This window comes from Acetobacter sp. P5B1 (assembly GCF_018811985.1).
GTDB lineage: Bacteria > Pseudomonadota > Alphaproteobacteria > Acetobacterales > Acetobacteraceae > Acetobacter > Acetobacter cerevisiae.
The window spans coordinates 13064-28471 of the sequence record NZ_JACRVS010000007.1 but is presented as its reverse complement, the minus strand read 5'-3'; the positions used below and the strand labels follow the sequence as shown (position 1 = coordinate 28471).

Genomic DNA, 15408 nt, shown 5'->3' with positions numbered 1-15408 from the left:
ATATTTCTCTAAGTATATCAAACTCTGTCACGAATAAAAGCGACGAGTCTTTGTAACATGCCTGAGGGCGGTGCTTCGCGGAACTCGACATCGCCGAAGGGGCGCTCTGCACTGGCTGCCCAGGAGAGCAGGCCAGCCGCTGTAGCAAACCCCGCGGCGGCAGCCGTGTTTTCCGGAAGACCCAGAATATGCTTAGGTCGTCCAAGCCGCACGGACCGTGTAAAGGCCGGCCCGCCACTGCGGCCTTTGGATGCCGAGGCCCCCAGAATACGTTCTGCCAGCGGACGCATGCCGTCTAGCAAAGAGGCACCGCCTGTCAGCACAATGCGGCCACTGGCGGCATTCCCCAGCCCCGCACCATCCAGTTTTTCACGCACCAGCTCCAGTGTTTCTTCCATGCGGGGGCGGATGATACGGCCAAGTTGTGCGCGGGAAATCTGTTCAAAATGAGGAACGTCATTGCCCAGAAGCTCAACGGTCAGAATTTCATCTTCGACATCCGAAGACAGATCGGCACTGCCGTAAACTGTCTTGAGCCGTTCTGCATTTTCTAAAGATGTGCTCAGGCCCCGCGCAATATCACGCGTGACATGCAGGCCGCCGACGCTGATCTGAGCAGTATGGAGAATCTGTCCTTCTCCAAACACGGCGAGTGACGTTGTGCCGCCACCCATCTCTACAACTGTAGTACCCAACTCCCGCTCATCCGCATCCAGCACGGACAGGCCAGAGGCGAGGGGAGAAGACACCAGCGCTTCCATCTTGAGTTCGGCTCGGCTCAGGACGGTTTCAAGATTAAGCAACGCGGTAGAGGCGGCATCAATAATATGCAGCCGCGCTTTCAGGGTGTCACACAGATGGCCGCGCGGGTCGGCCACGCCTTCCGTATCATCTACCGTGAAATCAATCGGCAGGGTATGCACCACATCCCGCCCTTCCACGGTGGCCTGAACGCGGCCTTCCGTGACGACGCGGCGAATATCAGCTTCCGTTACCACACGCCCGCCAACCGGCCAGCGCACGTTGAACAACCGGCTGGCTGGATGCCCGCAGGAGAGGTTGACCACCACCCGGTCAATCGTCCGTTCGGCCATCAGTTCCGCCTGCCCGACGGTGGCGCGAATGGCGGCTTCTGCTGCCTGCAGGTCTGTAATGGCGCCGTTCCGCACGCCGGCGGAGCGCCGCCAGCCGCAGCCGATGACTTTCAGGCTGCCGTTTGGCTCTCCCTTGCCAATCAGGCAGGTGATTTTGGTGGAGCCAATATCCAGCACGGCGGAATAACCATTCCGCCAGGTGCGTGGACGCTTGTTGGTTTCGGACGGGGGCAGCGGCAGAATGGTGTCATCCCCGCTCATCCGCAGACTGGAGGAGGCGGATGTCGTGCTGGCCTTCTTGCGCAGGCGGGACTGCGCAGCGGAATTGAGCGAGAAGGACGGGCGCGTGCGGTTCGTCATGCAGGACTTCCCTGCCGGCCAGCGGGGGACGTGCTGCCGGGCTGTGATGGAGGCGATGCGGCATCTGTGCCGGAGGGGGCCGGAGTGGGCTGCGGGGGGCGCTCCCGAATGGTCAGGCGGTCGGGCAGGCGCATATCAATCAGCACCACAGGCCGGTCCAGCAGATGCGTGGAGGCATCCAGCTTGGCCAGCCGGTGAATGGCAGGAACTTCCTCGCCTTCTGGCAGAAAGACCGTCGCACCATCCCGCAAGGTCAGGTTCCAGCGGCGGTCGCTGACCCGTACGGCAGCCGTGACATGGTCGCGCACGGAGGGTTCCTGTGCCAGTGCATCAATCAGGGCGGAGGCGGCATCATTCGCGCCATCACCGACTACCAGAGGTAGCTTGGTAAAGGCTTCGGCATCCTTGCCGGTCATGCCCTGATCCGGCACGCGTTTGCCCTGCCGGTCAATGAGTTCAAAGTGCCCCTGATGCTGCCAGACGGCAAAGGGCGGACGCTCTGTAATAGTGACGTCAATTTCGCCCGAGAGATGCCGCTCAACAGTGACATGATCCACAAAGGGCAGGGCGTTCAGACGGTCCCGTGCATCGGAAACGCTGAAATTCAGTACCGGCTCGCCGACGGACACGCCAAGTGCTTTGTGAATGGCGGAATCGCTGGTGAGCTGCGCGCCCTGCACCTGAATTTTGGTGATCCGCAGTGGGGCAGCGCTCAGAACCTTCTCCCGAAGGGGGGCCAGGCGTTCCTGCGCGCCGGGTTGCTGGAGATACAGGTAGGCTCCTCCCCCCAGCGCCGCCAGAAACAGCACGCCAAGCAAGGGGCGGATCAGCCGCTTCTGCCGTCGGGCAAACAGCCCGAAGCGTGACGGACGATCAGAAGGGGAAGAGGGGATTCTCATTGTGGACAGGTTGCCTGCTCAACCAGCCAGCCGCACAGTTCCGGATAGCTGATGCCGCAATAGGCGGCCTGTTCCGGCAGCAAAGAGGTGGCCGTCATCCCCGGCTGGGTGTTGACTTCCAGCAGCACAAGCCGGGCCGGACCGGGGCCGGTATCATCCAGCCGGAAATCCGAGCGGGAGGCACCGGAGCAGCCAAGCGCCTGATGCGCTGCAACGGCAATTGCGCAGGCCTGTTTGCTCACGGCGTCATCAATGGCCGCAGGCAGAACATGGCTGGAGCCGCCGCTGGTGTATTTGGCGTCATAATCATAGAAATCATGCCCGCCGCCGGGCGCGGGGGTGATGTCTGTCACGGTCAGGGCGCGGTCTCCCAGCACACCAATCGTGATTTCCTTGCCGGGAATAAAGGCTTCCACCAGCGCATGCGGGCCATAGCGCCAGTTTTCGACAATTTCCTGCCGCGTATTGGAGCCGGACCGGACAATAGAAACCCCGACGGAAGAACCTTCGCTCACCGGTTTGACCACATACGGTGTGGGCAGGGGGTCAGCTTTCGCCAGATCCTCAATGGCAACCAGCTTGCCTTCGGCCACCGGCAGTCCGGCGGAAAGGAAGACAGCGCGGGCAGCGGCCTTGTCCATGGCTGTGGCGGAAGCGCGCACGCCGGAGTGGGTGTAAGGCACACCAATCCAGTTCAGCACACCCTGAATACAGCCATCTTCGCCATACCGTCCGTGCAGGGCGTTGAAGACCACATCGGGCTTCTGTTCGGTCAGCGTGGTGACGAGTGCCGCCAGATCGGCCCCGGGGTCTAGCGTGCTGACGGTATGGCCAAGGCTGCGCAGCGCTTCGACCACCCCTTTGCCGGAGGCGAGGCTAACCTCACGTTCAGAAGAAATCCCGCCCATCAGAACGGTAATCCGTTTGCTGTTGCTCATGCGGAGGGTCCTTCTGCCTTGCCGATGCGTTTGATTTCCCAATGCAGCTGGACGCCGGACTGCTGCGCGACACGATGCCGCACCTCATCGCCCAGACCTTCAAGGTCGGCGGCGGTGGCCTGACCGAGATTGATCAGGAAGTTGCAGTGCTTCTCGCTCACCTGCGCGTCCCCGCGCTTCAGACCACGGCAGCCAGCGGCATCAATCAGTTTCCATGCCTTATGGAGGGAAATATCCGGGTCCGGGTTGCGGAAGGTGGACCCGCCGGTTCTGGCCCGCACTGGCTGGGAGAGTTCACGCGCTGCGCGGATTTCCGCAATGCGGGCGGAAATATCGGTCTGTTTGTCCGGCGTGCCACGCAGGCGGGCGCGGATAACCAAAGCCCCTTCCGGCAGGCCGGAGCGCCGATAACCAAACTTCAGTGCGCCAGCATCCAGCCGTATCAGACTGCCATCGCGCGTGATGATTTCTGCCCAGTCCAGCACGGTGGCGATATCGGACCCATAGGCCCCGGCGTTCATCCGCACGGCCCCGCCGATGGAGCCGGGAATTCCCGCCAGAAATTCCAGACCGGCCAGACCGGCCTGTGCAGCATACTCGGCCACGGTGGCATCCAGACAGGCGCTGCCGACCACCAGCCCGTCTTCTTCCACCGTGATGTCGGAGAACCCGCGCGCCAGACGGATGACAATGCCATCCAGCCCGCCATCGCGGATAATAACGTTAGAGCAGGCACCCAGCGCCGTTACGGGAAGTTCTGGAGAGAGGCGCTGCATGACTGACGCAAGATCTTCCGCATCCGCAGGCTGATACAGCCATTCCGCTGCCCCGCCCACGCGGAACCATGTGCGCGGGCCAAGCGGGGCCTGCGGTGTCAGGCGGCCACGGGTTTGGGCAAATGCCTGCTGCACCAGATCCGTCATGGAGGCGGAAGACAGGCTCATGCTGCGCGCCCGCCATCGGCTGCGTGCAGCGCCTTAAGCTGTTCCGGCAGAGCCTGCGCCCAGTTGGTAATAGTGCCTGCACCGAGGCACACAACATAGTCTCCCGGTTTGGCGATGGCGTTGATCATTTCCGCCAGATGGTCGGGGCTGGAGAGCGGCACCACGGAGCGGTGGCCGCGTTCACGCAGGCCTTCAATCAGCTTGTCGCGGCTCATGTCCGGGTCCGGCTGTTCGCCTGCGGCATAGACGTCGGAAACAATGACGGTATCGGCATCGTTCATGCAGGTGCAGAAATCAGGGAACAGCATTTTCAGGCGCGAATAACGGTGCGGCTGCATGACCGCAATTACGTTATTGGCTCCGGCCTGTCGCGCAGCTTTCAGCACGGCAGCAATTTCTACGGGGTGATGGCCGTAATCATCAATCACCGTCACGCCGTTGCATTCACCGGTGCGGGTAAAGCGGCGTTTCACACCCCGGAAGGCGGCCAGACCGGAGCGGATGACATCATCGCTGATATCCATCTCGGTCGCCACGGCAATGGCGGCCAGCGCGTTCTGCACGTTATGGGAACCCAGCATGGGCAGACGGAACGGTCCGGCCTTGCGGGTGCGGCGGGTGGAGCGGTCGGTCAGGGTGACTTCAAACGTCGCCCCCATCTTGTCGGTAATCAGCTTTTCAGCCCGCACGTCTGCCTGCGGGGAGAACCCGTAGGTGACAATCCGGTGGTCGGACATGCGGGGGATCATCTGCTGCACGGCGGGGTGGTCAATGCACAGCACGGCAAAGCCATAGAACGGCACGTTGGAGACAAACTGGTCATACGCTGCTTCCATGGCCTCGGCGGAACCCCAGTGGTCCAGATGTTCCGGGTCCATGTTGGTCACAACGGAAATCACGGAGGGCAGACGCAGGAAGGAGCCATCGCTCTCATCCGCTTCCGCCACCATCCAGTCGCCTTTGCCCATGCGGGTGTTGGTGCCGTAGGCCTCAATAATGCCGCCGTTAATCACGGTGGGGTCCAGCCGCGCGGCTTCCAGCACCGCTGCAATCAGGCTGGTGGTGGTGGTTTTACCGTGCGTGCCGCCAACCGCGACGGACCAGCGCAGGCGCATGAGCTCGGCCAGCATTTCCGCACGCCGCACTACCGGGATCAGGCGGCTACGGGCTGCCACCACTTCCGGGTTATCCCGGCTGACAGCCGTGGAAATGACGACAACCTGAGCTTCCCCCAGATTTTCCGCAGCGTGACCAATGCTGATGGGAATACCCGCAGCGCGCAGCCGTTTGACATTGGCGTTTTCTGCAATATCCGACCCCTGTACGGAATAGCCCAGCATGGACAGCACCTCGGCAATGCCGGACATGCCGATGCCACCAATCCCGACAAAATGAATGGTTCCGATGGAAAGGGGCAGGGCTCTCATGCGCTGAACTCCGTCTGGCTGGGAGGTGTCGGATAGGCGGGCGAGGGGGAAAGGTGCAAGCATTCTTCTATAACATCGGCCAGGCGGGTGGCGGCATCCGGGCGGGCGAGTGAGGCTGCGGCGGCCGCTGCGCGCGCCAGCTCTTCCGGGGCCGTAAGGAGGTCATTCAGGCGGTCTGCCAGTGTGGCGGCGGTAAAGTCCGGCTGGCGGATCATCCAGCCAGCGCCCGCTGTGGTGATGGCGCGGGCGTTTTCGGTCTGCTCATCGCTCGCGGCAATGGGTAGAGGCACCAGAATGGAGGGGCGGCCAGCGGTGGTGATCTCCGCAACGGAAGAGCCACCAGCCCGGCCAATCACCAGATGCGCGCTCTGCAACAGCGCAGGCACATCATTCAGGAACGGTTCCACGCGGGCAGTAATGCCCATATCGGCATAGGCCTTGCGCGTGGCGTCCACATCATCCTTCCGCGCCTGCTGCGTAACGTGCAGGCGGGCACGCAGCTCTTCGGGCAGCTTGCCAAGGGCGGAGGGCACCACTTTTGCAAACACGCTGGCACCCAGAGAGCCACCCCAGACCAGCAGGTTGATGGTCTGATCCGGCATGGTCCAGCCTTCACCCGCCAGTGCGGCAATAGCCGGGCGCACCGGCATGCCGGTAAAGGCCGTGCGCGCACCAATTGGCAGTTTGGCGACGGAAGGGAAAGACGTGGCAATGACATCCGCAAAGCGGGACAGCACAGCATTGGCCTTGCCCAGAACGGCATTGCCTTCATGAATAATCAGGGCCGGATGTTTGCGGCCCAGCAGGCGCGCGCCGAGCAGCGGCGGCACGGAGGGATAACCGCCAAACCCCACTACGGCGTCCGGCTGGACGCTGCGCAGAATGGAGCGGGCCTTCCATGCGCTGCTCAGCAGGGTGAGGCCTGCCTTGAAAGCACGCATCGGGCCGCGTCCGGCCACACCGGCACCGGGCAGCACATATTGCGGCCCGCGAGAGAAGACGCCTGCCGTGCGCGCACCGGCGCGGGCATCGGTCATCAAAACCAGCCGGTGGCCACGTTCAGCCAGAGCATCGGCCAGCGCTTCAGCCGGGAAGAAATGTCCGCCGGTGCCGCCTGCGGCAATGACGATAGTGCGTTGGGTCATACGGGCCGCCATTGTCTGAGAGTGGTCATGAAGCCTCCGCTGCGTGGCAACCGTTCACCCGGCTGATGCCGTGTGAGAGCCAGCACCATGCCCATGGCCAATGCCACGGACATAGCGGAAGAGCCGCCATAGGAAATGAAAGGCAGCGTCATGCCCTTGGTGGGGATGAGATGCAAGGAGGACGCCATATTCACAAAGGCCTGCAAGCCAAAACCCGTGACCAGTCCGGTGGTGGAAATGACGATGAACGGGTCATCTTCCCGAATCAGCCGGAGCAGGGTGCGCACCACAATCACGCCGAACACGCAGATGATGAGCATGCAGACAATCAGGCCATATTCTTCCCCGGCCACAGCAAACACAAAGTCCGCATGGGCATCAGGCAGCAGATCCTTCACGCGGCCTTCACCGGGGCCACGGCCTGTCAGGCCGCCATTGCCGAAGGCGCGAAGCGCGGTATCAATCTGGTAATGGTCGCCCACGTTGGGATGCAGGAAGCGCTCCACGCGGGAGCGCACATGCGGGAACAGGAAGAAGGCGGCAATACCTGCGCCAATCATAACGCCAATGCCCAGCCCAACCAGAATCAGGTTCAGCCCGTCCACAAAAAGCTGGGTCATGAACACTGTGGTGATGACTGTGAGCATCCCGATATCGGGCTGGGATTTCAGCAGCATCAGAATGACGCCAAACAGCGCGAAGGCCAGCAGCATACCCGGAAAATAGCGGGAAACGCGGCGCTGCGTGAGCAACCAGCCGGTCACCACGGCAAAGCAGGGCTTGAGGAATTCCGAGGGCTGGAGCGACATCAGCGGCAGGGCAATCCACCGTCGCGCGCCTTTGATTTCAATCCCATGCACCAGCGTGAGGGCCGTTGCCCCCAGCATCAGCGCGCCCCCCACAAGGGAAAGCCTGAGCACTGTCTTGCGGGAGAGCATGGAGACACTCACCACAATCAGACCCGCGATTGTAAGGAACATCACCTGTTTGAAAATGAACATGTTGCGGGAGGCGCCAATACGCACCGCAACCGCCGGGCTTGCGGCCAGCATCAGGATATAGCCGAAGCCGATCAGGATGAACGCGCAGATAAGCGTCGTCCGGTCCACATTGCGCCACCAGCGCCCAAACCGGGAGTCATCAATGCGGGAGCCTGCCATCAGTCGGCCTTTCCTGTTTGCGGCTGTTCCGTCACCGCGCGGGCCAGTTCCAGAAAGCGCAGCCCACGGGCTTCAAACCCGGAAAACTGGTCAAAACTGGCGCAGGCGGGGGACAGCAGCACGACGGGCGTGCCCGTGTTTCGGGCTGCGTCATAGGCTGCGGGTACAGCGTTTTCCAGCGTGCCGGAAAGTGTGAACGCCACGCCGTGGGCTGCCAGCGTTTCCGCCAGTTGTGCGGCATCCCGCCCGATGAGGAACGCATGCACAATGCGTGGGAAATAGGGCGTGAGCGAGGCAATGCCACCCTCTTTGGCCATTCCGCCAGCAATCCAGATCAGCCGGTCATAACAGCCCAGGGCACGCGCGGAGGCATCGGCATTGGTGGCTTTACTATCATCAATAAAGGCCACGCCGGCCTGCTCTGCCACGAGCTTCTGGCGATGAGGCAGGCCGGGGAAGGAGAGAACAGCCGCAGCGAGTGCGGCGTCCGCCACGCCCAGAAAGCGCGCCATGGCACAGGCAGCGGCAGCGTTTTCCGCGTTATGGCTGCCGGGCAGAGAGGGGCCAAGGTGCGCAAGGCACGCGCCTGCCTGCCAGATGGCGTTGGCCTGCCCGTACGCATCACAGTCCGGGTTGGTGCCGGAAATAGTCACGCATTGCGCGGGGCCTGCCTGAAGGGTTTTGGCAATGTCACGGCAGTAGTCATCATCTACGCCAATGACCGCCAGATCCTGCGCGGTCTGATGGGTAAAGACGCGGGTTTTGGCGCGAGCATAGCCTTCCATGCCTGCGTGGCGGTCCAGATGGTCCGGGGTGAGGTTCAGCAGGCAGGCGGCATCAAAATGCAGCGTGTCCAGTCGTTCCAGCATGTAGGAGGACATTTCCAGCACATACACGCCGTTATCGGGCAGCAGAGGGAGTGCTAACGCGGCGGGCCCAAGGTTCCCGCCAGCGGCAACCGGCACACCGGCTTCGGCCAGAATATGGGCCAGCAGCGTGGTGGTGGTCGATTTGCCATTGGTGCCGGTAATGCCAGCAAACCGCGCCTTGCTGCCTGCCTTGCGGACCGCCCGGTACAGCAGTTCCGCATCGGACAGGATCGGCACGCCAGCCTCCTGCGCCATGATGGCGACGGGATGCGGCTTGGGCAGCACATGCGGAATACCGGGGGAGAGGACGAGACCATCGGCGCCAGTCAGGCTCTCGATCGGCGCGCAGCTAATCCGGGCGGCAGCGTCTTGCGGGAGGGCTGTTACAGCTTTGGCGAGCGCTGCACGGGCAGCCTCGCCATCATCCCACGCCTGAACTGTGGCCCCGCTTTGTGCGAGGGCACACACGGCGGGCAGACCGTTCCGGCCCAGCCCCAGCACAGCAAAATGCTGGCCGGTAAAAAGAGTGGCGGGAAAATTGCTCATCTCAATTTCAGCGTGGCCAGACCACACATCCCCAGAATGACGGAAACAATCCAGAACCGGATGACAATTTTAGGCTCGGCCCAGCCCTTCTTTTCAAAATGATGATGGATCGGGGCCATCAGGAACACACGCCGCCCGGTGCGCTTGTACCAGAACACCTGAATAACGACGGAGAGCGTTTCCACCACAAACAGGCCGCCAACAATGCACAGGACCAGCTCGTGCTTGATGGCCACAGCCAGAGCACCCAGCGCACCACCCAGAGAAAGAGAGCCGGTATCGCCCATGAAGACGGAAGCCGGAGGGGCGTTAAACCACAGGAAGCCGAGGCCAGCCCCCACGAGTGCAGCGCAGAAAACCGCCAGTTCCCCGGTCCCCGGCACAGCATGGACCTGCAGATAATCCGCAAACACATGGTTGCCGACAATGTAGGACAGGATGGCAAACACCAGAGCGGCAATGACCACGGGCACAATGGCCAGACCATCCAGCCCGTCCGTAAAGTTTACGGCGTTGCCGAAGCCGGTAATGGTGATCATGGCGAAGATGGGGTAGGCAAACCCCAGCGGCAGCAGCAGGTCTTTCACAAAGGGGAAGGCGAGCTGGTTGGTCAGGTCATCCGGCATCAGGCTTTGCAGGAACCAGCCGCACAGCAGCGACGCCGAAAACTCACACCCCAGCCGCATCCGTTTGGAGACGCCATCTGTATTGCGGCGGGCCAGCTTGCGGTAATCATCCGCAAAGCCTACCGCGCCAAACGCCAGTGTGGTGAGCATGACGGCCCACACAAAACCATTTTCAAGGTCACCCCACAGCAGGGTGGAGCCAAACAGGGCAATCAGGATCAGCACACCGCCCATGGTGGGGGTGCCGCTTTTTTCCAGAATATGCCGTTCCGGCCCAAGGGCACGGATGGGCTGACCGCCGCGCTGAATACGCCGCAGCATGGCAATAAGCGGGCGGCCCAGCATCAGGCTGATGGCCAGTGCTGTAAAGCAGGCTGCCCCGGCCCGGAAGGTGATGTAGCGGAACAGGTTGAGCAGTGGGATATGCGCGTCTGTCAGCGGGTGAGAGACCAGAAAATACAACATCAGGCAGGCTCCACGGCGCTCAGGCTGTTCAGAGCCGTAATCACATCCCGCATGCGGCTCCCCAGACTGCCCTTAACCAGAACGGCGTCCCCCTTGCGCAGAGCCGCGCAAACCAGAGGAGCCAGAGTGGCGGCGTCTTGCGCCCAGGCACCCTGCGCCGTTTTGGGCAGGGCATCAAAAAGGGATTTCATGTGGGGTCCGCAACAGAAAACAAGGTCGGCACCGTCGGCGGCGGGTTGAGCCAGCGCCTGATGCTCGGAGATGGAAAAATCGCCCAGTTCACGCATATCGCCCAGAACGGCAATGCGGCGTGTACCCGGGAGATGACGAAGCACATCCAGCGCCGCGCGGATGGAGGCGGAGGAGGCATTATAGCTTTCATCCAGCAGGGTTACGTCCCCACCGGCAATCTGCGCTAGCGCACCGCGCCCTTTGCCGGGGCGGAAACTGGTGAGAGCCTGAGCCGCTTTGCTCAGATCCCCACCCAGAGCCGCACACACGGCCAGTGCCGTCAGCGCGTTGCGGGCCAGATGCGTGCCCGGTGCGTGGAGCGTAACCGACACAGAACGGCTGCCTGCGTGGGCGGTAAACTGGCTACCGCCTTCGAGGGCCTTCAGGCCGGACAGATGCACAAAGCTGTCCCGCTTCAGGCCGGTATGCCACAGGGTGGCATTAGCCTGCTGGGCGGCAGCGGTAAAAAACGGTTGGCCGTGGGCGTCATCCGGCACAATGGCCACGCCGCCGGTCGGCAGAGCGGTAATCAGCTCCGCCTTTTCTTGCGCAATGGCGTCCACGCTGCCCATATAGCCCAGATGCGCCGAGCCAATGGTGGTGATGACGGCAATATCCGGGCGCACCATGCTGGCCAGCGGCAGGATTTCCCCCGGATGGTTCATGCCAATTTCACTGATGCAGAACGCTGCATTACGCGGCATCCGCGCCAGCGTGAGTGGCACGCCCCAGTGGTTATTGTAGGAGGCTTCCGCAGCGTGGGTTGGGCCGAGGGCTCCGAGGCACAGCCGCAGCATTTCCTTGGTGGTGGTTTTGCCAACACTGCCGGTAACTGCCACCATCTTGCCGGTAAAGCGCGCCCGTGCGGCACGGGCCAGAGCCTGAAGGCCAGCCATGGTGTCCGTCACCACGAGCAAGCGTGGGTCCGTGCATCCGGTGGTGTCATGCACCAGCACCGCGGCTGCCCCTTTATCCAGAGCGATGGCGATATGCGCGTGCCCGTCGCTGTTGTCGCCCTTCAGGGCGACAAACAGATCACCGGGGGCCAGTGTCCGGGTGTCAATGGAAATGCCAGTCACAACCGGCGTGCCAGGGCCGGCAAACCTGCCACCGGTGGCAGCTTCCAGTTCGTCGCGTGTCCAGAGAGCCGTCATGCCGGGTTTGCCTGTTTTGAGGTGTCGCTGGTCTGAGCTCCGGCCAGTTCGCGCAGCACGGCGGCATCATCAAACGGATGGACTTCCGTGCCAATAATCTGCCCTTGCTCATGCCCTTTGCCGGCCACAACCAACACATCATCCGGGCCGAGCATGGTCAGAGCCTCAGCAATGGCCTGCCTGCGCCCGCCAATTTCCAGCGCATCGGGCGCGCCGGTGCGCACTTCCGCGCGGATGGCGGCGGCGTTTTCCGTGCGGGGATTATCGTCCGTAATAATGGCGATATCTGCCCCGCGTGCGGCTTCCTGCGCCATGAGCGGGCGTTTGCCCCGGTCACGGTCACCGCCCGCGCCAAACACCACAATCAATTTGCCCCGAGCGTGCGGCCGCAGAGAGGCCAGCAGGCGGCCAAGGGCGTCAGGTGTATGGGCATAATCCACATAGGCGCTGGCCCGATTGGGCAAAACCACTGCGCGCTCCATACGTCCACGCACACCCTGCAAATGCGGCAGCAGAGCGATAATGGCGGGCAGGGATGCCTCATCGGGTGCCGCAAGGGCAGCGGCCAGCAGGGCGTTGTCTGTCTGGAAACGGCCCGGCAGCGCCAGCGTGACAGTCTGGTGCTGGCCGCAAACGTCCAGTTCCAGCTCCTGCCCTGAGGGTAAAGGCGTGTGGCGCAGCAGCCGCAGAGTTGTGCCGTTCTCGCCGGTCAGCCGCAGAGTGAGCTTGCGCCTCGTGGCAATTGCGCGAAGCTCTGCCAGTGTCTGAGCATCCATATCGGCATTGGCAACAGCCAGACCGCCTTCCGGCAGAACCGTCTCAAACAGTTTCAGCTTGGCTGCACGGTAGGCTTCCACTGTGCCGTGATAGTCCAAATGGTCGCGTGTCAGGTTGGTAAACCCGGCAGCGGACAGATGCAGGCCATCCAGTCTCCCCTGTTCCAGCCCGTGGGAGGAGGCTTCCAGCGCCACATGCTCAACCCCAGCCAGCGCAAGGGCTGCCAGACCGTTGGCCAGCGCCACCGGGTCCGGTGTGGTGAGAGACGGCATAGTAATGCCCAGACCGTTCACACCAGTCAGGCCGAGCGTGCCCACGCCAGCAGCTTTTAGCCCTTGCAAGGCCCAGAGTTGGCGGAGGAAATCCGTGGTGCTGGTTTTACCGTTGGTGCCGGTAATCGCCACAAGGCATGCCGGCTGACGCCCAGCCAGTGTTGTGGCTAGAACGGCCAGAACATGGCGCGGGTTGTCTGCCAGCACCAGCGGACAGGGTGCCGCATCCGCAGGCCAGACCGTGCCGGTTGGCGCCAGCACAGCAGCGGCTCCGTTCTGCACAGCAGCCGAGATAAAAGCCCGACCATCGAGCTTAACGCCGGGCAGGGCGGCAAACAGTGTGCCGGGTTTGACGGCACGGCTGTCCGGCGTGATGGCGGTAATGACCGGATCACCCTGCGGTCCGATTGCCGTAAGGCTCATCGTCTTGAGAAGGGTGGAAAGGCGTGTGGTCATTCGTCCATCACCTCCTGAGCCTGTTTTTTCAGAGCAGCTTTCTGGGCTGCGCGTTCTTTTTGTTCTGCAGCCTTGGCCGCCCGATGTTCGGCTTCCGCCTTGCGCGGGTCTCCGGGGTCATTACCCGGGCCAAGTGGGCGCACGCCACGCGGCACCGCCGGGTGCATAGGCAGCGCCATGCTGGCGTCAATCTGGGCTGCGTGTGCCGTATCGGGGAAGATTTGCAGCATTGGCCCAATGCGCGAGACAATTTTGGAAACGGTCGGGGCCGCGTTCCAGCCTGCGGTGGTCCAGCCATGGGTTTGCGGCGTGGGCTTGGGGCTGTCCAGCATAACATACACGGCGTAGCGCGGCGCGTTCATCGGGAAAATACCGGTAAAGGCCGAGATGTTGACGTGTTTCAGGTAGCCGCCATGCGGACCGATTTTTTCTGCAGTGCCGGTTTTCCCACCGACAAAATAGCCGGGTGATTCTGCCGTACGGCCCGTGCCGCCGGTGACGTCCAGACGCAGCAGGCGGCGCAGGAGCGCAGAATTTTTTTCAGAAATAACCCGCTGGCCCTGCGGCACAGCCAGACCGTCACTCCCGACGGTGGTTTGATCCATGCTGGTGTCAGCTTCCGCCTGTTCCAGTGCGGCGTTCTGCACACCTTGGGCAAGGGCTGCTTCCTGCGTGGGAGCCGGGCCTTCTTCCTTTTCCAAGAGGGTAGGGGTGACAAGAATGCCGCCATTCACCGTGGCCGCCGTGCCGCGCACAATGGCCAGCGGTGGTTCGGCCATACCGTGCCCGAACCCGACCGTCATGGTGGTGGAAATCCCCCACTGGTGCGGCACCAGCGGGCGGGCGGCTTCCGGCAGTTCAATCGGCACGGGGGCAAAAAAGCCCATATCGCGGAACCATTGCGCCTGCCGCGTGCCACCTACATCCAGCGCGATATGAGCTGCGGCCGGGTTGGAGGAAAACGCCATCACTTCCGGCAGGGTCATCCACGGTGCGAAATGGTCGTTCTTCATATCCGAAATGGTGAAGCGACCAATATGGATCGGCGTGGAGGAGAAACGGTCCCAGATATGAATGGTGCCGGTTTCCAGCCCCATGGCAGCCGTTTGTAGCTTGAAGGTTGAGCCAGGTTCATACAGGCCGGTGACGGCGCGGTTGAAACGGGCATCATTCGTGGCGTGCGAAAACTCATTCACGTCATAATCAGGCAGGCTGACCATGGCGATGATTTCACCCGTGCGGACATCCATCACAATGGCGCAGGCCCCAATGGCCTGGAAGGTGCTCATGGCATTGGCGAGTTCATCCCGCACCACGGACTGAACGCGTACGTCCAGTGAGAGCCGTAGCGGGCGATGGTCGCTCATCAGGCGTTTGTCAAAGTAACGCTCAACGCCGGCAACGCCGTGGTCATCAATATCCACGGTGCCCATAATCTGCGCGGCCATGTGGCCCAGCGGATAGTGGCGGCGTTCACCGGCCTCAAAATAGATCCCCGGAATACCCATGCTGTTAATGGCCAGTTCCTGCTGGGGCGTAATATTACGGGCGATATACACAAACTGTTTGGGCAGGGAGAGCCTGCGGGTTGTCTCTTCCTCGTCCAGATCTTTCAAGACGGTTTTCAGTTTTTTGGTGACGTCCTGCGGATCAATCAGTTCCTGCGGGTTGGCGTAAACCTGCGCAACCGGCAAAGACAGCGCGAGCGTCTGGCCATTGCGGTCCACAATAGATGCCCGATGCACCTGCGGGAGAGAGAAGTCTCCGGCCAGACTGCCTTTCGGGTCGATTTTGGGAATTTCCGGAACCTGAGAGGCAATTTGCCGCTTTTCCGGTGCCATGGGGTGCAGAACTGTCGCGATGGACAGTTTGACGGCAACAACAGCAAAAAGCAGGCAAAATCCGCCTGCAACCCCCAGCAATCTGACATGCATCTGGTCCCGATGGGCACGCGCACGAAGATCCTCACCCGTAACACGCACAGTGCGCGTCACGGGGGGCGGGGTATCATAATCGTGCGGCGGAACGGCCATATCGGGTTGAAG

The 15408-nt window shown here is 62.1% G+C and carries 12 protein-coding genes; all 12 read right to left on the bottom strand.

Annotated features, from left to right (window positions below; genetic code table 11):
- Nucleotides 1-17: 17 nt before the first annotated feature.
- The 12 genes from ftsA to KP703_RS05890 are packed head-to-tail and all read right to left on the bottom strand — an operon-like array spanning nucleotide 18 to nucleotide 15396.
- Nucleotides 18-1454, bottom strand: coding sequence for a cell division protein FtsA (gene ftsA, locus KP703_RS05945; protein ID WP_062141668.1), 1437 nt, complete (start codon nucleotides 1452-1454; stop codon nucleotides 18-20).
- The gene (locus KP703_RS05940) at nucleotides 1451-2353 is read right to left on the bottom strand and encodes a cell division protein FtsQ/DivIB (RefSeq protein ID WP_215754122.1); all 903 of its coding nucleotides are present in this window, start codon (nucleotides 2351-2353) and stop codon (nucleotides 1451-1453) included. Before KP703_RS05940 ends, ftsA begins: the two co-directional genes overlap by 4 nt.
- The gene (locus tag KP703_RS05935) at nucleotides 2350-3291 is read right to left on the bottom strand and encodes a D-alanine--D-alanine ligase (RefSeq protein ID WP_215754121.1); all 942 of its coding nucleotides are present in this window, start codon (nucleotides 3289-3291) and stop codon (nucleotides 2350-2352) included. The genes KP703_RS05940 and KP703_RS05935 overlap by 4 nt, the downstream gene beginning before the upstream one ends.
- Complete coding sequence (gene murB / locus KP703_RS05930) at nucleotides 3288-4235, bottom strand: UDP-N-acetylmuramate dehydrogenase (protein ID WP_215754120.1); 948 nt, start codon at nucleotides 4233-4235, stop codon at nucleotides 3288-3290. The genes KP703_RS05935 and murB overlap by 4 nt, the downstream gene beginning before the upstream one ends.
- Nucleotides 4232-5662, bottom strand: a complete 1431-nt coding sequence (murC, locus tag KP703_RS05925) for a UDP-N-acetylmuramate--L-alanine ligase (RefSeq protein WP_215754119.1) — start codon at nucleotides 5660-5662, stop codon at nucleotides 4232-4234. Before murC ends, murB begins: the two co-directional genes overlap by 4 nt.
- Entirely contained in the window at nucleotides 5659-6807 is a 1149-nt protein-coding gene (gene murG / locus KP703_RS05920; RefSeq protein WP_215754118.1) for an undecaprenyldiphospho-muramoylpentapeptide beta-N-acetylglucosaminyltransferase, read from the bottom strand. The genes murC and murG overlap by 4 nt, the downstream gene beginning before the upstream one ends.
- Entirely contained in the window at nucleotides 6804-7967 is a 1164-nt protein-coding gene (locus KP703_RS05915; RefSeq protein WP_215754117.1) for an FtsW/RodA/SpoVE family cell cycle protein, read from the bottom strand. The genes murG and KP703_RS05915 overlap by 4 nt, the downstream gene beginning before the upstream one ends.
- The gene (murD, locus tag KP703_RS05910; protein ID WP_215754116.1) at nucleotides 7967-9382 is read right to left on the bottom strand and encodes a UDP-N-acetylmuramoyl-L-alanine--D-glutamate ligase; all 1416 of its coding nucleotides are present in this window, start codon (nucleotides 9380-9382) and stop codon (nucleotides 7967-7969) included. Before murD ends, KP703_RS05915 begins: the two co-directional genes overlap by 1 nt.
- Nucleotides 9379-10473 (bottom strand): phospho-N-acetylmuramoyl-pentapeptide-transferase, encoded by a 1095-nt coding sequence (gene mraY, locus KP703_RS05905; RefSeq protein ID WP_215754115.1) that lies wholly within the window; start codon nucleotides 10471-10473, stop codon nucleotides 9379-9381. Before mraY ends, murD begins: the two co-directional genes overlap by 4 nt.
- Entirely contained in the window at nucleotides 10473-11858 is a 1386-nt protein-coding gene (murF, locus tag KP703_RS05900) for a UDP-N-acetylmuramoyl-tripeptide--D-alanyl-D-alanine ligase (RefSeq protein ID WP_215754114.1), read from the bottom strand. Before murF ends, mraY begins: the two co-directional genes overlap by 1 nt.
- Complete coding sequence (locus KP703_RS05895; RefSeq protein ID WP_215754113.1) at nucleotides 11855-13363, bottom strand: UDP-N-acetylmuramoyl-L-alanyl-D-glutamate--2,6-diaminopimelate ligase; 1509 nt, start codon at nucleotides 13361-13363, stop codon at nucleotides 11855-11857. Before KP703_RS05895 ends, murF begins: the two co-directional genes overlap by 4 nt.
- Nucleotides 13360-15396 carry a penicillin-binding protein 2 gene (locus tag KP703_RS05890; RefSeq protein WP_043553659.1) on the bottom strand — a complete coding sequence of 679 codons (2037 nt, stop codon included), beginning with the start codon at nucleotides 15394-15396 and terminating at the stop codon, nucleotides 13360-13362. The genes KP703_RS05895 and KP703_RS05890 overlap by 4 nt, the downstream gene beginning before the upstream one ends.
- Between the last annotated feature and the right edge of the window lie 12 nt (nucleotides 15397-15408).